This is a genomic window from Bradyrhizobium sp. USDA3010, assembly GCF_056429065.1.
In genome coordinates this window covers 22,965-43,724 of sequence record NZ_JBWJZD010000030.1, presented here as the reverse complement: position 1 = coordinate 43,724, position 20,760 = coordinate 22,965, and the positions used below count along the sequence as shown (strand labels likewise).

At 64.1% G+C, this 20,760-nt stretch carries 19 protein-coding genes; 11 read left to right on the top strand and 8 right to left on the bottom strand.

Features of this window, described 5'->3' with window-relative positions:
- Positions 1 to 32: 32 nt before the first annotated feature.
- Positions 33 to 1,643 (bottom strand): ABC transporter substrate-binding protein, encoded by a 1,611-nt coding sequence (locus tag AC066Y_RS33105; protein WP_478277542.1) that lies wholly within the window; start codon positions 1,641 to 1,643, stop codon positions 33 to 35.
- 297 nt (positions 1,644 to 1,940) lie between these two features.
- Here AC066Y_RS33105 and AC066Y_RS33100 point away from each other — a divergent pair, with 297 nt between their 5' ends.
- Both AC066Y_RS33100 and AC066Y_RS33095 read left to right on the top strand, forming a co-directional pair.
- The gene (locus AC066Y_RS33100) at positions 1,941 to 2,702 is read left to right on the top strand and encodes a proteasome-type protease (protein WP_478277541.1); all 762 of its coding nucleotides are present in this window, start codon (positions 1,941 to 1,943) and stop codon (positions 2,700 to 2,702) included.
- Between the two features lie 14 nt (positions 2,703 to 2,716).
- Positions 2,717 to 3,478: an SDR family oxidoreductase gene (locus tag AC066Y_RS33095; protein WP_478277540.1), complete on the top strand. Its 762-nt coding sequence runs from the start codon at positions 2,717 to 2,719 to the stop codon at positions 3,476 to 3,478.
- Positions 3,479 to 3,862: 384 nt separating this feature from the next.
- Here the strand turns inward: AC066Y_RS33095 and AC066Y_RS33090 are convergent, their stop codons facing one another.
- A complete protein-coding gene (locus tag AC066Y_RS33090; RefSeq protein WP_478277539.1) occupies positions 3,863 to 5,086 on the bottom strand; it encodes an MFS transporter in 1,224 nt (407 codons plus the stop codon).
- A 116-nt stretch (positions 5,087 to 5,202) separates the two neighbouring features.
- Here AC066Y_RS33090 and AC066Y_RS33085 point away from each other — a divergent pair, with 116 nt between their 5' ends.
- Both AC066Y_RS33085 and AC066Y_RS33080 read left to right on the top strand, forming a co-directional pair.
- The gene (locus tag AC066Y_RS33085; protein ID WP_478277538.1) at positions 5,203 to 6,459 is read left to right on the top strand and encodes a NupC/NupG family nucleoside CNT transporter; all 1,257 of its coding nucleotides are present in this window, start codon (positions 5,203 to 5,205) and stop codon (positions 6,457 to 6,459) included.
- Between the two features lie 464 nt (positions 6,460 to 6,923).
- Entirely contained in the window at positions 6,924 to 7,334 is a 411-nt protein-coding gene (locus AC066Y_RS33080; protein WP_478277537.1) for an ABC-three component system protein, read from the top strand.
- A gap of 312 nt (positions 7,335 to 7,646) precedes the next feature.
- Here AC066Y_RS33080 and AC066Y_RS33075 read toward each other — a convergent pair whose 3' ends face one another.
- Positions 7,647 to 8,225 (bottom strand): cupin domain-containing protein, encoded by a 579-nt coding sequence (locus tag AC066Y_RS33075; RefSeq protein ID WP_478277536.1) that lies wholly within the window; start codon positions 8,223 to 8,225, stop codon positions 7,647 to 7,649.
- Positions 8,226 to 8,324: 99 nt separating this feature from the next.
- Entirely contained in the window at positions 8,325 to 8,615 is a 291-nt protein-coding gene (locus AC066Y_RS33070) for an usg protein (protein ID WP_456762212.1), read from the bottom strand.
- Between the two features lie 379 nt (positions 8,616 to 8,994).
- Here AC066Y_RS33070 and AC066Y_RS33065 point away from each other — a divergent pair, with 379 nt between their 5' ends.
- The 4 genes from AC066Y_RS33065 to AC066Y_RS33050 all read left to right on the top strand — a co-directional run bounded on the left by AC066Y_RS33065 (position 8,995) and on the right by AC066Y_RS33050 (position 12,196).
- On the top strand, positions 8,995 to 9,309 hold the full coding sequence (locus AC066Y_RS33065) for a co-chaperone GroES (protein WP_106329499.1): 315 nt from the start codon (positions 8,995 to 8,997) through the stop codon (positions 9,307 to 9,309).
- A 41-nt stretch (positions 9,310 to 9,350) separates the two neighbouring features.
- Positions 9,351 to 10,991 carry a chaperonin GroEL gene (groL, locus tag AC066Y_RS33060; RefSeq protein ID WP_456762211.1) on the top strand — a complete coding sequence of 547 codons (1,641 nt, stop codon included), beginning with the start codon at positions 9,351 to 9,353 and terminating at the stop codon, positions 10,989 to 10,991.
- A 750-nt stretch (positions 10,992 to 11,741) separates the two neighbouring features.
- Positions 11,742 to 11,957, top strand: a complete 216-nt coding sequence (locus tag AC066Y_RS33055; protein WP_478277535.1) for a hypothetical protein — start codon at positions 11,742 to 11,744, stop codon at positions 11,955 to 11,957.
- A gap of 41 nt (positions 11,958 to 11,998) precedes the next feature.
- Entirely contained in the window at positions 11,999 to 12,196 is a 198-nt protein-coding gene (locus AC066Y_RS33050) for a hypothetical protein (protein WP_106327108.1), read from the top strand.
- A gap of 17 nt (positions 12,197 to 12,213) precedes the next feature.
- Here AC066Y_RS33050 and AC066Y_RS33045 read toward each other — a convergent pair whose 3' ends face one another.
- From AC066Y_RS33045 to AC066Y_RS33035, 3 genes are all read right to left on the bottom strand, one after another.
- Positions 12,214 to 13,008: a Crp/Fnr family transcriptional regulator gene (locus AC066Y_RS33045; RefSeq protein WP_478277534.1), complete on the bottom strand. Its 795-nt coding sequence runs from the start codon at positions 13,006 to 13,008 to the stop codon at positions 12,214 to 12,216.
- Between the two features lie 302 nt (positions 13,009 to 13,310).
- Positions 13,311 to 16,667 (bottom strand): adenylate/guanylate cyclase domain-containing protein, encoded by a 3,357-nt coding sequence (locus tag AC066Y_RS33040; RefSeq protein WP_478277533.1) that lies wholly within the window; start codon positions 16,665 to 16,667, stop codon positions 13,311 to 13,313.
- Between the two features lie 185 nt (positions 16,668 to 16,852).
- The gene (locus AC066Y_RS33035; RefSeq protein WP_478277532.1) at positions 16,853 to 17,653 is read right to left on the bottom strand and encodes a DUF3313 domain-containing protein; all 801 of its coding nucleotides are present in this window, start codon (positions 17,651 to 17,653) and stop codon (positions 16,853 to 16,855) included.
- A 218-nt stretch (positions 17,654 to 17,871) separates the two neighbouring features.
- Here AC066Y_RS33035 and AC066Y_RS33030 point away from each other — a divergent pair, with 218 nt between their 5' ends.
- Positions 17,872 to 18,465, top strand: coding sequence for a TetR/AcrR family transcriptional regulator (locus AC066Y_RS33030; protein WP_478277531.1), 594 nt, complete (start codon positions 17,872 to 17,874; stop codon positions 18,463 to 18,465).
- A gap of 68 nt (positions 18,466 to 18,533) precedes the next feature.
- Here the strand turns inward: AC066Y_RS33030 and AC066Y_RS33025 are convergent, their stop codons facing one another.
- Positions 18,534 to 19,373, bottom strand: coding sequence for a LysR family transcriptional regulator (locus AC066Y_RS33025; protein WP_478277530.1), 840 nt, complete (start codon positions 19,371 to 19,373; stop codon positions 18,534 to 18,536).
- A gap of 128 nt (positions 19,374 to 19,501) precedes the next feature.
- Here AC066Y_RS33025 and AC066Y_RS33020 point away from each other — a divergent pair, with 128 nt between their 5' ends.
- Positions 19,502 to 20,095, top strand: coding sequence for a cysteine hydrolase family protein (locus AC066Y_RS33020; protein ID WP_478277529.1), 594 nt, complete (start codon positions 19,502 to 19,504; stop codon positions 20,093 to 20,095).
- Between the two features lie 9 nt (positions 20,096 to 20,104).
- The gene (locus AC066Y_RS33015; RefSeq protein WP_478277528.1) at positions 20,105 to 20,734 is read left to right on the top strand and encodes a glutathione binding-like protein; all 630 of its coding nucleotides are present in this window, start codon (positions 20,105 to 20,107) and stop codon (positions 20,732 to 20,734) included.
- Positions 20,735 to 20,760: the final 26 nt, after the last annotated feature.

Below are 20,760 nucleotides of genomic sequence, written 5' to 3'. Positions count from 1 at the left end.
GGCTCGCGTCGTCGTCGGCGGAACTGCATGCGTTATTTATCCAGCCAGACATCCTCGAAGCGCAGATTGTTGTACTGGCTGTTGTCGTGCGGATGAAAATTCCTCACATAGGGCTGCCAGCAATTGCCGGCCGATGAGTGCAGGATGACCGGCCGCGCCGCGTCGGCGACCAGCAGGCGCTCAATGTCGAACACGATCTTGCGGCGCTTGTCCTTGTCGACCTCGCGCGACTGCGCAGCCAGCAGCCTGTCGACCTCGGCATTGCAATATTGCGTATAGTTGCGCTCGGAGTTGCAGGAATAGTTCTCGACCAGATTGCCGTCGGGATCGTCGACGCTGACGCCGGTGACGTTGAGGCCGATCGTGTAATCCTTGCGTTGCAGCCGCGAATACCAGCGCGGCGTGTCGAGGATATCGAGCTCGGCGACGATGTAGATCTTCTTGAGCTGGTCGGCGAGGATCACCGCCGGGTCGCGATAGGTCGGTAGATTGCGGGTCTGGATCTTGATCGCCAGCGGCTTGGCGTCGCTGTAGCCGAGCTTCTGCATGATCGCCTGCGCGTCCGCGAGATTCTTCTCGGCATCCGCGCCGTAGCCCATCAGCGTCGACAATATCTCCGGCGGCATACCCCACTCGCCTTCCGGCTTGGCCTGCATCGCGCCGCCGAGCCGGCCGGTGCCTTCGAACAGGATAGTGTTGAAGGCGTTGCGATCGAGCGCCAGCGACATCGCCTTGCGGATCTCCGGATTGTCGAACGGCGGATTGACGCGGTTGACCAAGAGATTGATCTGCAAATTGGTCGACGTCATCTCGCAGATCGCATTCGGGGCCCGCGCCTTGACGTCCTTCATCAGAGGAATGCTGACGTCGGACGGAAAGGTGATGTCATAGTCGCCGGTCGCGAACGCCAGCATGCGCGTGGCGCGGCTGTCGATCGAGCGCACCGTGATCTCGTCGAGATGCGGCCGATCCTTCTTGAAGTAATCGGGATTGCGGACGAGGCGGATCGAATCCCCGCGCCGGAATTCGACGAATTTGAACGGCCCGGTGCCGATTGGCTTGGTGCGCATCACCTGCTGCGGCACGTGGCAGGGATAGACCACCGAGAACGCGCTGGCGAGCAGCGCCAGCAGGCCGGGCTGCGGCTCGGTCAGCTCGAAGGTCGCTTCATCGTCGCCGTTGATGCCGACGTCCTTGAGCTTCGAATACCAGACCTTGCGCGGATTGCGCTTGAAGTCCTGGGTTTTGGAGTCCTGGGTCTCGCTCTTGCCGATCAGCATCCGCCAGGTGCATTGCACGTCCTTGGCCGTGAACGGCTGGCCGTCATGCCACTTCACGCCGTGATGCAGCTTGAAGGTGAGCTTTGTGTTGGTCTGGTCCCACGACCAGCTCTCGGCAAGATCGGGGATCACGGTGTCGATGCTTTCATGCACCTTGGCCGGATCGAACACCACGAGGTTGTTGAAGACCGCCGCGAACGGCATCACCGAGGCGATGGTGGATTCCTCAAGCAGCGATGTCGAGGGCGGATTGTCGTTGTGATAGAGCCGCAAGGTGCCGCCCTTCTTCTGCGCCGATGCAGGGCTCGCAGCCATCACTGCTGCGCCCAATGCCATGATGCACGTGGCCAGCTTGAACGACATTCTCGCCTCCCGGAATTTCTTGTTGTTGTCGGTTGTGGGCAGTCGACCACAACGCCAGGTGCCCCGCAATGACACGGGAGTGCAGATCATTGCCGGCTGCGTGCAACGCAGAACGAGGCTGGGGCAAGGACGGGATTCTCAGGCGGCCAGCGGTGGAAAAGGGCCTTGCACGGACCGTCGCCGGCCCCCTTTTGACCGGCCACCGCATGTCCCGTCACGGGGAATTAGGGTTGGATGCGACCTCGAAATTGGCTACACGTTTGGCGCCGAGAAACTCGGACCGTTTGAGGACTGCAAATGACCTATTGCTGCGGAATTCTGGTGCGCGACGGCCTCGTCATGATCGCCGATACCCGCACCAATGCCGGTCTCGACAACGTCTCGACCTTCCGCAAGCTGCACATCTTCGAAAAGCCCGGCGACCGCATCATGGCGATCGCCAGCGCCGGGAATCTCGCGATCAGCCAGTCGGTGCTGTCGACCCTGACCGAGGGCATGGAAGATCCGCACACCGGCGAGCTCGAGACGCTGATGAACGCGCCGACCATGTTCCAGGCGGCGCAGCGGATCGGCCGCGCCATCCGGTCGGTGCATGCCACCGAGGGCGATGCATTGCGTTCCGAAGACATCTCCTTCGACGTCTCGTTCCTGTTCGGCGGCCAGATCAAGGGCTCGCGGATGCGCCTGTTCATGGTCTACACCGCCGGCAACTTCATCGAATGCACCACCGACACGCCCTATTTGCAGATCGGCGAGCACAAATACGGCAAGCCGGTGCTCGACCGCGCCATGCATTACGACGTCGAGCTCTATGAGGCGCTCAAAACGGGCCTGATCTCGATGGATTCGACGATGCGCTCCAATCTCGGCGTCGGCCTGCCGATCGACGTGCTGGTGGTGCGCACCGACGCCTGCGAGGCGGATCTCAACCACCGCATCGAGGCCGGCGAGCCCTATTTCCACGATCTGCGCTCGCGCTGGTCGGCTGCGCTGCGCGCGGCGCACCAGAACATTCCACGCCCACCCTACAAGAACGAAACCGAAGCAAAAACCAGGTAAGAGGAAACTCGGAGATGACCGAAGCAACCAACAAGATCGCGCTCGTGACCGGCGCCGGCACCGGTGTCGGACGCGCCGCATCGCTCGCTTTGATGGACAAGGGCTACACCGTCGTGCTGGCCGGGCGCCGCATCGAGATGCTGGAAGAGACCGCCAAGCTCGGTCCCGCCGGCAAGAGCCTGTGCGTCTCGGCCGACATGGCCAATCCGGCCGCGATCGCCGCGCTGTTCGACAAGGTGAAGGCGACCTACGGCCGGCTCGACGTGCTCTTCAACAATGCCGGCATGGGCGCACCGCCGGTGAATTTCGAGGATCTGCCGCTCGAGCAGTGGCAGGCCGTGGTCAACACCAACCTCACCGCGCCGTTCCTGTGCACCCAGCACGCCTTCCGCATCATGAAGGACCAGACGCCGCGCGGCGGCCGCATCATCAACAACGGCTCGATCTCGGCGCACGCGCCGCGGCCGTTCTCGGCGGCCTACACCTCGACCAAGCACGCCATCACCGGCCTGACAAAAGCCTCCAACCTCGACGGCCGCATGTATGACATCGCGGTCGGCCAGGTCGATATCGGCAACGCCGCGACCCCGATGACCGATCGCATGGTCAACGGCCCCGGCGTGCTGCAGCCGGACGGCACCACCAAGCACGAGCCGCGCATGGACGCCAAGGCGGTCGGCGACGCCGTTGCCTACATGGCCGGCCTGCCGCTCGACGCCAACGTGCTGTTCATGACGGTCATGGCGACCAAGATGCCGTTCGTCGGGCGGGGCTGATCTCCCTTTTCCGCTTTCGGCAGCACTACACCACGGCACAGCCGGGCATAGCCGTCCGAAGGACGGCGTCGCTTCCGCTCCGCCCTTGTCCCGGCCATGCCTCGCATGGGCGCGCGGTCAAAATACCGAAAACAACCCCATGCAAAGGAAGCCGGCGTTCGACACCGCAACTTGACACGTCGGGCAAATCAGCGGTATTTTTCCATTATTCCGAAATCATGCAAGCGCCCTCGCATCTGCTCCCTCGCCCCGCTCTTGCGGGGAGAGGGTTGGGGTGAGGGGCTGCTTCAGCGAAGCCGGTGTCAGAATAATTCGCGGAGAGTCCCCCTCACCCGACGCTTCGCGTCGACCTCTCCCCGCGAGCGGGGCGAGGTAGGGAGAAGCCTACTCCAGCTTCTCGACGTCCCGCAGCGTCGGGAACAGCTTCATCCAGAGCAGCGCGATCGCGACCGTCGCGACGCCGCCGAGCACGGCTGACGGCACGGTGCCGAGCAGCGCCGCGGTGACGCCGCTCTCGAACTGGCCGAGCTGGTTCGACGCGTTGATGAACAGGAAGTTCACCGCGCCGACGCGGCCGCGCATCTCGTCGGGGGTTGCAAGCTGCACCAGCGAGAAGCGGATCACGACGCTGATCGTGTCGGCGGCGCCGAGCACCGCGAGCGCCAGCGCCGACAGCCACATCCAGTGCGACAGCGCGAACACCACCGTCGCGACGCCGAACACGATCACCGCCTGGAACATCCGCATGCCGACGCGGCGGTTGATGCTGTGCCGCGCCAGTACCATCGTCATCAACAGCGCGCCGACCGCGGGCGCGGCGCGCAGGATGCCGAGCCCAAGCGGGCCGGTTTGCAGGATGTCGCGCGCATAGATCGGCAGCAGCGCCGTGACGCCGCCGAACAGCACCGCGAACAAATCGAGCGAGATGGTGCCGAGGATCGCCGGATTGCTGCGAACGAAGGTGACGCCGGCATACAGGTCATCCGACACCTCGCCGTTCTTCGCCGCCGCCTGCTGCAGCCGACCGATGCCGCCGGTGAGCAGCGCGCCGAACAGCCAGAACACCATCATGATGCCGTAGGGCGCGCTCGGCATCATCGCATAGGCGAAGCCGCCGAGCGCGGGTCCGGTGATGGGCGCGACCTGGGCAGCGCCGCTCGAGATCGCGGTCGCCCGCTGCAGCGAGCCTTGCGGCGCGATCAGCGGCAGCAGCGCGGCAGTCGCGGGGCTCTCGAACGCGCCGGCGATTCCGAGCACGAAGGTCGCAGCAAAGATCTGGATCTCGGAGATGGTGCCGGCAAATGTGCTTCCGGCGAGAAACAATGCGGTCAGCGCTTCCGCGGCCTGGCAGGCCTGCACCACACGCTTGCGCTCGAAGCGGTCGGCGGCGTGGCCGGCGACGAACACCAGGAGCGCAGTCGGCAGGAACTGCACCAGTCCAACCATGCCGAGATCGAACGCGCTCCCAGTCAGATCATAGATCTGCCAGCCGATCGCCACCGCGCCGATCTGGCTGGAGAAGCGCGACAGGCTGCGCGACGACAAGAAGAACAGGAACGGTCTGTGGCCGAGCAGATCGCGGGCGCCGGCCGGCGTGGCAGAGGACATGGATGATTGCGTGACTGAGCCCCTGCAACTTGTCAATGGATTCGGGATGAACGCGCAACAGCATTGCGCTGCGCGGGGCCCCTGCTCATAATCGCCCGAGGGTTCTTGGGGGCGTGATGCTGCAGTTGCAATCGGCGTTCGGCGTGGTGGCGTTGCTCGTGATCGCCTGGGCGTTGAGCGAGAATCGCCTGAAGGTGTCGCTGCGACAGGCGGCGGTCGGGCTCGTCGTCACGGTCGTCACCGCGCTGGTGCTGATCAAGGTGCCGCTGGTGACGCAGGCCTTCGGGGCGATCAACGATGCCGTCGGCACCATCGCGGCTGCGACGCGCGCCGGCACCGCCTTCGTGTTCGGCTATGTCGGCGGCGGCCCGGCGCCCTTCGATCCCAAGGCGCCGGGCTCGGATTTCATCCTTGCCTTCCAGGCACTCCCGATCGTGCTGGTCATGAGCGTGCTGACGACGCTGTTGTTCTATTGGCGCGTGCTGCCGCCTGTGGTGCGCGGCATGGCCTGGATTCTCGAGCGCACGCTCGGCGTCGGCGGCGCGGTCGGGCTCTCGACCGCCGCCAATATCTTCCTCGGCATGGTGGAAGCCCCGCTCTTCATCCGCCCCTATCTGGCGCAGCTGACCCGCAGCGAATTGTTTCTGGTGATGACCGGCGGCATGGCCGGGATCGCCGGCACCGTGCTGGTGCTGTACGCCACGCTGCTCGCGCCGCTGATATCGGATGCGGCCGCGCATTTCGTCATCGCCTCGGTGCTGGGCGCGCCGGCCGCAATTTTAGTGAGCCTGATCATGGTGCCGGAAACGTCGGACAAGCGCACCGGCGGGTCGCTCGACGATCCCGATGTCCAGGTGTCATCGACGATGGACGCGATCGTGAAGGGTACCGCCGCCGGGCTCGAGCTGCTGATGAACATCATCGCGATGCTCTTGGTCCTGGTCGCGCTGGTCTATCTAGCGAATGCGATCATCGGCCTGCTGCCGGAGGTTGGCGGCGCGAAGATCTCGCTCCAGCGGCTGCTCGGCTACGTCATGGCGCCGGTGTGCTGGCTGATGGGCCTGCCATGGCCGCAGGCGATCACGGCGGGAAGCCTGATGGGCACCAAGACCGTGCTGAACGAGCTGATCGCCTATGTCGAACTGTCGAAGCTCGGCCCCGACGTGCTCGACCCACGCTCGCGGCTGATCATGCTCTACGCGATGTGCGGCTTTGCCAACTTCGCGAGCCTCGGCATCATGATCGGCGGCCTCGGCATCATGGCGCCCGAACGGCGCGACGAGATCAACGCGCTCGGGCTGAAGTCGATCGTCTCGGGCACGCTGACGACCTGCCTGATGGGCGCGATCGTGGGGATGATGACGCACCCGTAGCCCGGATGGAGCGCAGCGCAATCCGGGGCCGCTCGGCCCGCGTGCGCGATTCCCGGATTGCGCTTCGCTCCATGCGACTACGAAACCGGCGTGCCCGGCCTCAACGCAGTCCTTTGGCTAGCTATTGTCGGCACGCAGCGCCGGCGCTCAGCCTCAGCCTAACGGTGCAATGACACCGCTCGACTACTTCGCTGTGCACAACCTTAAACTGTTGCAGCGTGCAAAAAAAGCGGGCAATTGCTATCGTCATTGCTTTGGGGGAATCGCTCGTGAACTTCGATTTGTGGAATTTCCTTGGTGGCTTAGTCGCAGGCGGATTGGGCGGAGCGCTGTTGACGCTGAAGCTCACAAAAACAGTTCGGGCTGATCGGGAAGGAACGGCCACCGATCAATCTCGCGCGCGAGCTGGAGGAGACATCGTCGGTCGGGACAAGCGCTAACACGGCGCGGACAAGACGATCCACATGAGCGTCGCCACCGGCCACAGCACGATTACCACCCAGACTGGCGCGCAAGCTCAGGGTGATATTATTGGTCGCGACAAACACATAGTCGTCGAGGCCAAAAAGGGCATGATCGAAAAGCTACTTCTGCGCCTGCAGGAGCAGTACGACTGTCAAGAACAAACCCAAACGATCATCGATGAACTCGCCCGCTATCACACCCGGCGTGCACCGGATGGCGTGACAGGACTTGAAGCCAAGCTGAAAGCAAGCGGCCGTTGGGACTATTACGATGAAGCGATCGAAAAGAAAGAGATGTTTGCCAAGCTATTGCAGCATTGGTCCTTGTATTCGTCGGCCCAACTGATCTTCGTGCACATCCTTGCCAAAGCTGAGATGGAGTTCCATAGCCATATAGAGCGAGACGGCTAGTCAATTTGGTGAGTGCGCGAAATCTATGAGACCTGACAACGCGGCGGGAGGAAGGCGCGTCCGCCCTTCGGGACGTTCTCCGGACGCGCTGTGTACGGCGCGACGAGATCAACGCGCTCGGACCGAAATCGATCGTCTCGGGCACGCTGACGACCTGCCTGATGGGCGCGATCGTGGGGATGATGACAGCGCCGTAGCCCCGATGAAGCGCAGCGCAATTCGGGGCCGTCCGACTGCGGGCGCGAATCCCGGATTTCGCTTCGCTCCATCCGGGCTACGATGCCGTCAAGCCCGGCCATGACGCAGCGAGACTTACGCCTTCAGCTCCACCGTCTTGAACTCGGCCGGCAGGATCACCTCCAGCAGTTCGACGTCGTCGGAATAGTCCAGGATCATGTGCCGGATGCGCGGCGGCTGGGTCCAGGCGCTGCCCTCTTTCATCAGCGTCTCGCCCTCGCCTTCCATGTAGGTCTTCACCCAGCCCTTGAGCACATAGACCATCTGGAAGTCGACGTCGTGGAAGTGCAGCTTCGAGACCTCGTCCGGATTGCACGGACCCTGCAGCCGGATGACGTGCGCCTGCGCAAGGCCATGCGAGGCGGCGGCGATGCCAAGATCGCGATACTTGGCGTAGGCGCGCAGCCCGTCGGCCTTGAAATCCTCTTCGCGGTGATGGCTGATGGCGACGCGCTGCTTCGGCCGTGCCTTGGTTGCTGTCTTGGTTGCTGTCTTGGGCGCGCTCTTCTTGGCCGCCGAGACGCGGCCCTTGGACTTGATGGTCTTGCGCGCCGACGATTTCGCCGACGATTTCTTGGCGCCGGCGCCGAGCCCCGACCATTTCTTCTTCACCGCGGTCTTGGCTGCGGATCTCGATGCCGTCTTCTTGGCCATTGTTCGCCTCCCGTCTTCTTGTGACTGATAGAGGCTAACACAAGTCGCGCTGTGCGAGGCGGGCAAAGGCGCAAGCCGCGCGCCTTGCCCCCTTGCGGATCAATGCAACCGGAACACGCCGTCGACGGCGCGCAGTTCGGCCGGCTTGACCAGCTTGGAATGCGCCACCGTTACCGAAAACAGCGGGCCTTCGAGCTTCTCCTGCCAGAAGGCGAGGAAATCCTGCAGCGCCGGAAATTTCGGAAACAGGTCGTAATTCTGCCAGACATAGGTTTGCAGCAACGAGGGATGATCCGGCATCCGATACAGGATTTGCGCCGTCGTCAGCCCATACCCCAACAACTGCTTCCGGAAATCGTCGGAAACACCCCCACCAACTCGCGAGACCATGCCAACCTCCTGTGACGGAGCGCATTCAGATGGCGGCCGACCCCCGCCGGACCACCGGCAATGGATGCGCTCACATGAGAGAAATGTGACGCACGCGACTAACCCATCTCAAGCCCAAATGTTTAATAGGTTGTTGAAATTTCTTGCGTTAGCAGCAGCTTACCGCATCTGCTAATAGTCCGGTGCCCCTGCCGGGCGGCATTAAGGATGCCGAAATGATGCTGGCAGCCGTCATTCGCGAGTGCCAATTTTTCTGCTAGAGCCACTTGCCCGCCGCCCGGGCTTGGCCTATCTCCTGCTCAGCCAGTCTGGCACTCGCTGGGCTGGACTGCTAACACTCCAAAAATCTACAGCATATGCAAACGTTTAGGAGGACTGCATGAAATTCCGTCCGCTTCACGACCGCGTCGTGGTCAAGCGCATCGACGCCGAAGAGAAGACTGCTGGCGGCATCATCATTCCGGACAGTGCCAAGGAAAAGCCCTCGCAGGGCGAAGTCATCGCCGTCGGCCCGGGCGGCCGCGACGAAGCCGGCAAGCTGATCCCGATCGACCTCAAGGTCGGCGACCGCGTCCTGTTCGGCAAGTGGTCCGGCACCGAGGTCAAGATCGACGGTGAAGACCTGCTGATCATGAAGGAAAGCGACGTCATGGGCGTGCTCGACGTCCCCGCTTCCAAGAAGAAGGCGGCCTAAGCGCCTCTTTCCCTCCCAGGTAAATCTCAAGGAAAATTCAGATGGCAGCTAAAGAAGTCAAATTCTCCGTCGATGCGCGCGACAAGATGCTGCGCGGCGTCGATATCCTCGCCAACGCGGTGAAGGTCACTCTCGGCCCGAAGGGCCGCAACGTCGTGCTCGAGAAGTCGTTCGGCGCTCCCCGCATCACCAAGGACGGCGTCACCGTCGCCAAGGAGATCGAGCTCGAGGACAAGTTCGAGAACATGGGCGCGCAGATGGTGCGCGAAGTCGCCTCCAAGTCCGCTGACGCGGCCGGCGACGGCACCACCACCGCCACCGTGCTCGCCCAGGCGATCGTGCGTGAAGGCGCCAAGTCGGTTGCCGCCGGCATGAACCCGATGGACCTGAAGCGCGGTATCGACCTCGCGGTCGAAGCCGTCGTTGCGGACCTCCAGAAGAACTCGAAGAAGGTCACCTCGAACGATGAAATCGCCCAGGTCGGCACCATTTCGGCCAACGGCGATGCCGAGATCGGCAAGTTCCTCGCCGACGCCATGAAGAAGGTCGGCAACGAGGGCGTGATCACGGTCGAGGAAGCCAAGTCGCTCGAGACCGAGCTCGACGTCGTCGAGGGCATGCAGTTCGACCGCGGCTACATCTCGCCCTACTTCGTCACCAACGCCGACAAGATGCGCGTTGAGATGGACGACGCCTACATCCTCATCAACGAGAAGAAGCTCTCCTCGCTGAACGAGCTGCTGCCGCTGCTCGAGGCCGTGGTGCAGACCGGCAAGCCGCTGGTCATCGTCGCCGAAGACGTCGAAGGCGAAGCCCTCGCCACCCTCGTCGTCAACCGCCTGCGTGGCGGCCTGAAGGTCGCGGCCGTCAAGGCTCCGGGCTTCGGCGATCGCCGCAAGGCCATGCTGCAGGACATCGCGATCCTGACCGGCGGCCAGGCCATCTCGGAAGACCTCGGCATCAAGCTCGAGAACGTCACGCTGCAGATGCTCGGTCGCGCCAAGAAGGTGATGATCGACAAGGAAAACACCACGATCGTCAACGGCGCCGGCAAGAAGGCCGACATCGACGCCCGCGTTGCCCAGATCAAGGCGCAGATCGAGGAGACCACCTCGGACTACGACCGTGAGAAGCTGCAGGAGCGTCTCGCCAAGCTCGCAGGCGGCGTCGCGGTGATCCGCGTCGGCGGCGCGACCGAGGTCGAGGTGAAGGAGCGCAAGGATCGCGTTGATGACGCGATGCATGCGACCCGCGCGGCTGTCGAGGAAGGCATCGTCCCGGGCGGCGGCGTCGCCCTGCTCCGTGCTTCCGAGCAGCTCAAGGGCCTGCGCACCAAGAACGACGACCAGAAGACCGGCGTCGAGATCGTGCGCAAGGCGCTGTCCTCCCCGGCTCGCCAGATCGCGATCAACGCCGGTGAAGACGGTTCGGTCATCGTCGGCAAGATCCTGGAGAACAAGGCCTACAATTACGGCTTCGACTCCCAGACCGGCGAGTATGCCGACCTCGTCAAGAAGGGCATCATCGACCCGACCAAGGTCGTCCGTACCGCGATCCAGAACGCTGCCTCGGTTGCCGCGCTGCTGATCACCACGGAAGCGATGGTTGCCGAGCTGCCGAAGAAGAACGCCGGCGGCCCCGCAATGCCTCCGGGCGGCGGCATGGGCGGCATGGACTTCTAAGGTCCAGCCACTCGGACAATTTACGAAATGCAAAACCCCGGCAGCGATGCCGGGGTTTTTGTTTTGGGCGGTCAACGACGCACGTGTTGCAGCACGCTCAGGTTGGACGATCTGCGCAGCCTCGCGCGGAAGCAGGCACGTTGCTGCCCACGGCAACGTTGCTTATGCACAGCACTCTCCATAAACATATGTTAGTTGAGTTGACATTCTAAAAAAATTATCGGCGAGAGTCGCAAACCGAACCGACAACCCCGCCTTCGTCCCGCACAGTAAGCTCGGGACGAAATCGAAAGTCACTCAAAAATCCGAATCGAATACGGAGCGTCAGCTCCCGCGACGCGAGCAGGCGTCGCGGAGAATGCTTTCGCTTGAGAGGGAGGCTGTCTGGTGAGTGAAAGCCAAACGAAAGTCACGGTGAACGGCAGGCGTCGCTTCGCAATGCTGTTGTCGAGCCAACAGTCCGACCAGACGGGCGCAACGCAAGCCCGCGAACCAGCCAGGCAACGCTTCGCCGCGGTTCTCCGCGAAGCTGCCTAGAGAAGCGTTCAACTCACATCGAGGATTCGTTCGAGGAGGGATCTGGCCGGTTGGATGAAGCCCAGTGACGAGCATGCAGCCCCCACTGCCCGATGCTCCGTCAAAAGCCGCAGGTGCGCGATGCCCCCCAAGTACCCGCACCGACCTGAGGCCAATCCAACCGGCCGGAGCTTTTCCAAAAAAGCAAAAGAGCAATATGGGAGGGAGGCTCACATGGGCATGGTCATGGTCAGATGTCCGCAAACCGGACACGCGATTTCCACCGGAATCGAAACCGATCGCGAAAGCTTCCGGCGCAGAACGGTGTTCTTCTCGCGCACCCTCTGTCCATTTTGCCGCGCCGATCACGCCTGGTTTGCGCGAGACGCCTGGGTCGACGAGCCGAGCATCCGCATCCGGGGGCGCCGCAGCGCCGGTTCACCGGCCTGAAGAGTGGCCGCCACGATTGATGATCGCGATGGAGGGACGCCATGGCGCATGTGCAGATCTCGACGGAAACGTCTGCCTGGCTGCTGCAGGCCAAGGACTTTCTCGATGAAGCACGACGGCTGAAGCCGGGCCCGGAGCGCAATGAGTTGCGCCAGACGGCGAAGGTGCTGCGTGAGATTGCCAAGCTCGAGACGGCGTCCCGCCCCGCGCGGGCGCCTGATCGGCGGCCAGGAAACTGATCGCGCCGGGAGCGCGCTCACACGGCGTCGTCCGCCTCGATTTCCGAGATGCGCGGATCGTCGGCGAGCGCCGTTGCTCCGGTCCGGACCTTGTCGCCTGAGAAGATCTGCTCGGCCTCCAGACGCATGACGCGGTGGCATTCGCACGCCGCCGCCAACAGCCGCGCCCGGTCGATCTCGATCCGGCCTCGTTGATCGGATCTGATCGCACCGCGCTTGCGCAGATTGCGCATCAGCAACGTCACCGTTGTTCGTCGTACGCCGAGAATTTGCGACAGCGCCTGCTGGGTGAGCGGAAGAACGTCGCTGTCGACGCGGTCGCGAAGCTGGAGCAGCCAGCGCGCCATCCGCGCTTCGACCGGGTGGAGCGCATTGCAGGCGGAGCCAAGCTGAAACTGGATCAGCATCGATCTGACGTGCTTTTGGATCGCCTGCCGGATCCCGGGACTGCGGCCGAAAGCTGCATGAAAGCGCGCCGCGGGAACCCGCGACGCCGTACCGGCCGCACGAACGACTGCGGTAATGCCTGACGGAGACGCCCCAAGCACCGAAAGACTGCCTACGGCCCCCTCGCTTCCGACCACACCGGTGGCGACCGTGTGCCCGTCCGCCATGTCGATCATCAGCAAGATCGCCCCGCTGTGGGGAAAGAAGACGTAGTCGATCTCGTCACCGGCGCGCGCCAGGACAGCATCCTGTTCGAGCGCGACCGTCTCAAGTTCGGGCCTCAGGAGGTCCAAATCCGCCGCCGACAGTGTTGCGAGAAGGCGGTTACGCGTTCCGCCGGAAATGCCTACCTGCGGGAACGTCATGAAGGGTCGCACGGCAAACTCATTCGGACACAAGCTCAAAAACGAATTCCAAACGCTTGACCACACGACGGAATTCTCTGCGGCCGCGTCCCAAGAGTTAGATGCAAATGCGCCGCCGGACGCAATAGCAAAATGCGCATTGTTGCCCCGTAGAACTTCGGAACCCAAGAACTTCGCCGAGCCCAAGAGTTCCAGTTTCGCACCGCAAGCGCCGCGCGCGACATTCGAACCGGCTCTTTCACCACTTGCGCGGGCTCAGGAAGATGGGCGGACGCGATGTGACTGCTCCACTGCGGCACCCGTCAGGACGCGCGCGAGTGGCGATCCGGCCACGCTCGCATGAGCAGTTCCTGCGCGTCCTTGATTTCGGCAAGATCGAGCGCCGCATCGAAGCCGGCGAGCAACGGCGCCAACAATTGAGATATCTCCTCTGCCCGGCCGCTGCGGCTGTAAAGACGTGCAAGTCCCAGCGCGCCGCGCAGCTCGAACGTCCTGGTCTGTTGCCTTCGCGCAATCTCGAGGGCGCGGTGGAAGGCATCCTCGGCGCCGGAAATGTCGGGGGTGTCGCGACGCGACCGCAGCTCGCCCAACACACGGTACAGCTCGGCATCCAGCCAGTGCTGCCCGGACTGCTCCGTCGCGTCGATCAGCTCGTTGATGATGTCGAGCCCCGCCTCGACATGCCCTGCCTCCGCGTTCGCCACCGCGATATGCAGTCCCCAGAAGGGATCACAGAGGTAGCAGTCGTTCTCGTGAAGCAATGTCCAGCCGCGCTGCATCTCCGCGAGACCTGCCTCCAGGTCGCCGGCACGCCACTTTGCCAAACCATTGAGATAGGTGCCGGCGGCGACATACAGCGGCATCGTGTGATCCTGCGCCAGTCCGAGGGCAAGGATCGTCTCGGTCTGCCGCAACCGGCTGCCGCACAGCCCGTCGAAAACGGCCTTGTGAACCAGCGCATTGGCACGCGCGAGCGCGCGCTGTTCTCCGGAGACGCTCACCGCTGCACCCGCGAGCTGCCGGGCTCGATCGATCTCGCCACGCGGCCAGAGCACGAGCGCCAGAAATCTCATGATGACGAACGGCAGATCGAGCGTCGACGCCTTGAACGTTGCCGGATCCGGCTCGGTCGCATAGGCAGCGAACGCCTTCTCGAGATGGATGCCCGCGCTCAGGTAGTCGCCCGCAAACCAGCAGGTCACTCCGCTGGTCCAGCCCGCGACGATCGTCGCCACCGGCGATTCCGGATGCCGTTCCGCCGCGCCCATGATCGCCTCCGCCAACTCCCGCATCGGCGCGAGCTCACCGTGGGTCAAGCAGGCGTTGAAGAGGCCCGACTGGATCGGCGCCAGTTCAATTGGATCGTCAATGTCAGAGGCGAACCGCCGGGCTCGCGTCCAGGCGGCCACCGTCGCGGGGGCGCTGTGCCCAAGGCTGCCCCGCAGCGCGCGGCCGTAGGCGATTTGCAGATGGAGCCGGCCGATCATCCGACCCCGCTCGTCGGGCAGTTCATCGGCGATGGCGACCGCCTTGCCGAGATGTGCGATCGCCTCGCAATAGGCCGAGCGCTTCAGCGCCTGCTGACCGGCTTTGCGCCACCACGCCAGCGCAGTCTGGCCGAGCCCCGCCTCGGTGAAATGATACGCAACGACTTCCGGCTCGATCTCGGCGATCTCGGCAAACTTGGCGCGCAGCACATCGCCGATCTGCTTGTGGAGCAATTGCCGGCGGCTCTTGAGCAAGCTCTCGTAAGCCGCTTCCTGGACCAATGCGTGCCTGAAACTGTAGCTAGAATCCGGCGGCGTGCCCCGACGCAACAGCAACTCCGCCTCCTCGAGCTGGGCGAGCGCCGCGGCAAGCGTCAGATCATCGCGACCGGCCACGCTGCGCAGCAGCGCGTATGAGAACTCACGGCCGATCGCTGCGCCGATCTGCGCCACCTCCTTGACCGGCGCCAGGCGGTCGAGCCGGGCCATCAACGAGTCCTGCAGCGTCGCCGGGATCGCCAGCGGCGGCAGCGGATTGTCGAGGCGGTAGCGTCCGGCATTCTCGACGAGCAGCCCCGATTCCATGACCATCTTGGTCAGCTCCTCGACGAACAGCGGGACACCATCCGTCCGCTCGATGATCTGTGTCATCATCTCGCCGGGTAGCAACCGGCCGACAGTCACCTGCTCGATCAGGGCGCGCGTGTCCTGCCGATCGAGCCGATCCAGCCGCAGCAGACTGACATTGGCGAGCCCCGCCCACGGCGGTTCGAACTCGGGCCTGAACGTCATCAGCATAAGGATCGGCAGTCCCCTGATCCGGTCGACCGCGAGGTCGAGCAATTCGAGCGACGTGGCATCGGCCCAATGCATGTCTTCGCAGACGACAAGCACCGGCTGCTGCCGGGCAAGGCCCTCGAGCTGGTCGAGCAGCGCTGCGAATGTCTGCCGCCGTTGCTGCGCCGGGCTCAGGCCGACCGGCGGATAGCGGTCACCGGTCGGGATCGACAGCAGCGCCGCGATCAGCGGTGTCACGCTGGGCACATGCTGCGTCCCGAGCGCCAGCATGGCCTCGAGCTTGTCCAGCTTCTGCTCCGGCACATCTTCCGACCTGATGCCAGCGGCACGCTCGAGCTGGGCGACGAAGGGATGCAGCGCGCTGTTGGTATGATAGGGCGAGCATTGATAGCGCACCCGGCGGTACGTCGCGGGCACGAGGCTGTCGGAGAGCATCGCCACGATGCGGGATTTGCCGATGCCCGCTTCGCCCGATATCAGCACTGCCTGGCCCTGGCCCTGCCACGCCAGTTGCTGGCGCGACAATGCAAATTCGATCTCCGCCTTGCGGCCGACAAAGCCGATCGAGCGCGCGGTCCGCACCGCCTCGAAACGGCTTTCCGATGCCGGCTCGCCTTCGACGGCCCACACCGCGATCGGCTCGGAGATCCCCTTGACCTCGCGGCGACCGAGGTTGCGAAGCGTGAACAGATTGCCGAGCAGCCGGCGTGTCGAGGAGGCCACGACGACCACGCCCGGCTCCGCCAGGCTCTGCAACCGCGCCGCGATGTTCGGCGCATCGCCGACCAGCGCCTGCTCCTCCGATGCGCCGCCGGAGACGAGGTCGCCGACCACGACAAGCCCGCTTGCGATCGCGATCCGTACCGCAACTCCCCCTTCCGCGCGGGTCTCGAGCTTGCCGATTGCGGCGATGACATCGAGGCCGGCGCGCACCGCGCGCTCCGCGTCATCCTCGTGGGCACGGGGATAGCCGAAATAAGCGAGGATCCCATCGCCGATAAATCTGGCAACGACGCCGTCGTATGTCGTGATCACCCGTGCACAGGCTGCGCGATAGGCGCGGATCACCTCCCACATGTCCTCGGGATCGAGACGCGCCGACAATGCCGTCGAGCCGACCAGGTCGCAGAACATCACAGTGAGGTGGCGGCGCTCGGCATCGTGCGGTGAAACCGGCGCGGCGATCAGTTCGGCTTGATTGAAATCGGCGATCGCACGCAGCATCTTGCGGCGGTGGCCGAGCAGGACCCCGAGCCTGTCGAAGTCTTCATCCGTCAATTCGGGAAGAACGCCAAGGTCGATCCCGTTCTCGGCAAAACGCAGCGCGTATTGCCCAAGCCCCAGTTTCTCGAGCCATTCCGCAATCTGTTGCATTGGCACCACCGACGGGCTGACGGCTGGCCGAATTCCGGACCACGGTAAACCGACGTTACCGCAATCTGTCCGGGGTGGCACTCTGTTTTGCGGTCGTCCGCCCGGAGCAGGATATGCGAATTGTGCCTTGGCGGTGCCCCGTTACAGCCGTGTGCACGCGAACATTCGTAAGCGTGCCGGCCGCCTCACTCCACCTTCGCTGCAACCGGTCCCTTGTCGGTCCAATCCGGCGGCACGCCGGCGCTGTCGCCGACCATGCCGACGAGACCCGGCGCGCGTCCGAACGCTTCGCAGGCCGGATATTTCGGCGCGCCGCCGAGCAGGAAGCCCAGCCGCTGCATCGAGGGCATCGATGGCACGCCGCCGAACGGCGTCACGCCGGTGACCAGCATCTGGCTGAAATCGCCGCCGAACGATGCCGCAAGGCCGTACGCATCGCCCTCCTCCGACATCCGGCCGCTGTCGAAGGCATTGGCCGCGCGGCCCCAGACCATCGCCGCCTTCTGCTGTCCGGCCGGATCACGCGCCTCGGCTTCAAGCGACAGGCTGCCGAGCCCCACTGGAATGCGCGGAACGGGCACCGGCACGCCGGGCAACAGAATCGTCTTCGCCACCGACACACCTTTGGAGACGCCGACTGCCGTCGGATCGGTCGGCACCACATGCGTGATGACGGCGTGAACGGTCAGGTCGGCGGGCTCTGACGCAACCACGTAGAAGCGTTCGCTCAGGCCCGCACACAATGCGCGGTCGGCGGCGTTGGTGACGAGCCTGCGCTGCGCAGCCGTGAAGGGCACTGCCGTTCCGTCCGAGAACACGGTGGGCACGATCCTGATTGTCTTCGCTGCCAGCACCTCTTCCTTGCTCACCCGCAGCTTCGAACGAGTCAGCATCCCGTCCGATTGCTCCATATTGTCGTAGGAGCGGAGTGAACCGGCCTGATCCAGTGTCGCCGTCGCGCAGCCCGGGACCAGCAGACCGAGCAACGTCGCCGCCGCCCAGCCCCGCAGTTGCGCCCCCGCCCGTTCGCGAATCCATTTGCCTCCGGAATCAGTTTGATCCGGCCTACGCGCGAGCAGGTTGTCACTGGAGCCCCACTGACTTACACTTGGTGTAAATATTACACTTGGTGTAAATTTCGTGTTGGGCGGTTTTAAGGCGTGACCGCCGGCTCCTGATTTCATCCTGATGAGAGAAGCGGCTGATGCCCGACCCCCTCTCGAAACCCGAAGGCCTGCGCGAGCGCAATCGCCGGCAGACGCTTCAGCATATCGCCGAGGTCGGCATCGAGTTGTTTCTTGCCAAGGGCTACGAGGCAACGACGCTGGACGAGATCGCGGCCGCGGCCGGCATCTCGCGCCGAACCTTCTTCTATTATTTCAAGAGCAAGGACGACATCCTGCTCGGGCATCTTGCCGGCTATGATGACGAGCTCAGGGCGTCAGTCCTGGGACATGCCGCCGCCGGTTCGCCGATCGATGTCGTCCGCGAAGCGCTGCTCGACGTCGCTGCCCGTTTCGAGACCTCTCGACTCATGGCGATCATTCGCCTGATCCGGCAGAGCGAGGCGTTAAGCGCCAGCAGGTACGGCAATAATCTGCGGCGCGAACAGGTGGTTTTCGAGGCCCTCTGCGAGATATGGCCAGACAAGGAACGCCGCGAGCCGCTCCGTCTCGTCGCGATGGTCTCGATCGGAACGCTTCGTCTCGCCGTCGACAAATGGATCGAGCAGGGCCGCAAGCGCAAGCTCACGACGTACGTCCAGGATGCCTTCGCGAAGCTGAAGGCCGAGATCTGAGGGGCTCACCGGCGGCGCCGCGGAGCGCGAGCAAGGACAGCGGCAAAAGAGATGTTCTTCCGTCCACCTCACCCACTGCGCGCGACGTCCTGAAAACAGCCGCGCAGCCAGTCGATGGTCACGCGCGTTGCCGCATCGCGCTTGAGATGGCTTTGCACCAGAAGCCAGACGTCGCGCCGCTTCGGCAGCAGCGTGGCGCGCAGACGGCGATCGGACATCAGGTCCACGCAACTATGCTCCGGCAGCACACCTACCGCTTGATGCGACTGGATCAGCTTGTGGATGATGCGAACATTGTCGGTCACGCAGCGCGCACGAAGCCGCTTTCCGCGCAGGAACTGCATTTCCGGAATCCCTCCGAGTTCGTCGGGATAGGCGCACGTCACCGCCTCTCCCGCCGTCGTCGCGACCGGCTCGAAGAAATACAGCCTGACCTCGGCGAGCTTCGAGATTGCGAAGTCGCCCTTGTCGGGCTTGCGCAGGCGGATCGCGAGATCGGCTTCCCAGCGCGAGAATTTGACATTCTCGCTCGACGTCAGAAACTGCAACGTCAGGCCCGGATGGGCGCGCAGCAATTCGCCGGTGCGCGGCGCCAGCACCTCCTCCGCGATCGCGTTGGTGGAGGCGATGCGCAGCCGGCCGACCGGGCCGGGCAGGCTTTCGCCGATCCGCCCGATCTCCTCGGCATGCGCCGCCATCGCCTGGATATGCGCGAGCACCACGTCGCACTGCCGGGTCGGCTTGCGGATGCCGTCGGCGGCCTCGAACAGCCGCAGCCCGAGCGCACGCTCGATCCGCGCCAGCCGGCGGCCGACCGTGGTCTCGTCGATCCGCAGCCGCGCGCTGGCGCCGGCATAGGTGCCCTCGTCCCTGACGGCCGCGATGATGCGAAGGTCGTCCCAGTTCATGGTGACAGGCTACATCGTGCCTGGCCCGCCTGCAATAACGCAGCCGCCGGCTGCAATATCCCTGCATAACGGCAGGCCGGTCCGCGGCTATATTTTCACAGGACGCACCCTCCGGAGTTCTCAGGACCATGACCGCAGCCAAAACGCTGATGCAGCTTGCCGGTATCGACCTCACCCCGCCCCGCCTCGGCGACAGCTGCCTCGTGCTGATCGATATCCAGAACGAATATCTCGCCGGTCCCCTCGCCTTGCGCGACGCCAAACCCGCGATTGCGCGCGCAGCTGCATTGCTCTCCCGCGCGCGCGAAAGCGGCGCCGCGATCATCCACATCGCGCACAAGGGAGCGCCGGGAAGCCTGTTCGATCGCAGCGCGGAGCGGGGTGCGATCGTCGCGCCGCTGGCGCCGCGGCCCGGCGAGATCGTGATCGAGAAGCAATTGCCGAACGCCTTCGCCGGCACCGACCTCAACGCGCAGCTTGCCGCGACCGGCCGCAAGGAGCTCGTGCTCGCCGGCTTCATGACGCATATGTGCGTGAGCTCGACCGCCCGCGCCGCGCTCGATCTCGGCTTCCGCACCACCATCGACGCAGACAGCTGCGCCACCCGCGACCTGCCCGACGGCACTGGCGGCACGATTGCAGCCAAGCTCATTCACGACGTCGCCCTCGCCGAACTGTCCGACCGCTTCGCGATCATCGCCCGCGGCAACGCCCTCGCCTGAGGATGCAATATGCTCCAGCTCTATTTCTTTCCCATGGCCTGCTCGCTCGCCAGCCGCATCGCGTTGATGGAAGCCGGCATCGAGGCGCGTTACCACCTTGCCCATATCTGGACCAAGAAGGTGCTGGACGACGACAGCGATTTTCGCGTGGTGTCACAGAAGGGTGCGGTGCCGGTACTGGTTCTTGAGAACGGCGAGCGGCTGACCGAAAGCGCGGCCGTGCTGCAGTATATCGCCGATCGGAAGCCCGAGTTCGGTCTCGCGCCGCCGCCGGGCGACCTGGACCGCTATCGCCTGCAGGAATGGCTGAGCTTCATCGGCACCGAGATCCACAAAGGCTTCCTGTTTCCGACCTTCTGGTACAAGGACGATGCATCGAAGGCCAGCGCGCGCGAACGGATCGGGCAAACCGTGTCGGTCGCCGCCGCGCGCCTCAATGGTCGCGACTATCTCGTCGGCGACCGCTTCACGGTCGCCGACGCGCATCTCGCCTGGGCCTTGATGCTGCTTCGCTCTGCCGGCGTCGATATCGCGCAGTGGCCCGAACTCGTCGACTATCTTGCGCGAATGCACGCGCGCCCGCACGTGAAGGCCGCCGTCGGCATCGAGACGCAGCTGTGGAAGAAGATGGCGGCGTGATCGCCGGCGGGCGCTCCTCCTCCAGC

Coding starts and splice junctions, on each gene's coding strand:
- AC066Y_RS33105 (WP_478277542.1), bottom strand. CDS start 1,643: ATGTCGTTCAAGCTGGCCACGTGCATCATGGCATTGGGCGCAGCAGTG.
- AC066Y_RS33100 (WP_478277541.1), top strand. CDS start 1,941: ATGACCTATTGCTGCGGAATTCTGGTGCGCGACGGCCTCGTCATGATC.
- AC066Y_RS33095 (WP_478277540.1), top strand. CDS start 2,717: ATGACCGAAGCAACCAACAAGATCGCGCTCGTGACCGGCGCCGGCACC.
- AC066Y_RS33090 (WP_478277539.1), bottom strand. CDS start 5,086: ATGTCCTCTGCCACGCCGGCCGGCGCCCGCGATCTGCTCGGCCACAGA.
- AC066Y_RS33085 (WP_478277538.1), top strand. CDS start 5,203: ATGCTGCAGTTGCAATCGGCGTTCGGCGTGGTGGCGTTGCTCGTGATC.
- AC066Y_RS33080 (WP_478277537.1), top strand. CDS start 6,924: ATGAGCGTCGCCACCGGCCACAGCACGATTACCACCCAGACTGGCGCG.
- AC066Y_RS33075 (WP_478277536.1), bottom strand. CDS start 8,225: ATGGCCAAGAAGACGGCATCGAGATCCGCAGCCAAGACCGCGGTGAAG.
- AC066Y_RS33070 (WP_456762212.1), bottom strand. CDS start 8,615: ATGGTCTCGCGAGTTGGTGGGGGTGTTTCCGACGATTTCCGGAAGCAG.
- AC066Y_RS33065 (WP_106329499.1), top strand. CDS start 8,995: ATGAAATTCCGTCCGCTTCACGACCGCGTCGTGGTCAAGCGCATCGAC.
- groL (WP_456762211.1), top strand. CDS start 9,351: ATGGCAGCTAAAGAAGTCAAATTCTCCGTCGATGCGCGCGACAAGATG.
- AC066Y_RS33055 (WP_478277535.1), top strand. CDS start 11,742: ATGGGCATGGTCATGGTCAGATGTCCGCAAACCGGACACGCGATTTCC.
- AC066Y_RS33050 (WP_106327108.1), top strand. CDS start 11,999: ATGGCGCATGTGCAGATCTCGACGGAAACGTCTGCCTGGCTGCTGCAG.
- AC066Y_RS33045 (WP_478277534.1), bottom strand. CDS start 13,008: ATGACGTTCCCGCAGGTAGGCATTTCCGGCGGAACGCGTAACCGCCTT.
- AC066Y_RS33040 (WP_478277533.1), bottom strand. CDS start 16,667: ATGCAACAGATTGCGGAATGGCTCGAGAAACTGGGGCTTGGGCAATAC.
- AC066Y_RS33030 (WP_478277531.1), top strand. CDS start 17,872: ATGCCCGACCCCCTCTCGAAACCCGAAGGCCTGCGCGAGCGCAATCGC.
- AC066Y_RS33025 (WP_478277530.1), bottom strand. CDS start 19,373: ATGAACTGGGACGACCTTCGCATCATCGCGGCCGTCAGGGACGAGGGC.
- AC066Y_RS33020 (WP_478277529.1), top strand. CDS start 19,502: ATGACCGCAGCCAAAACGCTGATGCAGCTTGCCGGTATCGACCTCACC.
- AC066Y_RS33015 (WP_478277528.1), top strand. CDS start 20,105: ATGCTCCAGCTCTATTTCTTTCCCATGGCCTGCTCGCTCGCCAGCCGC.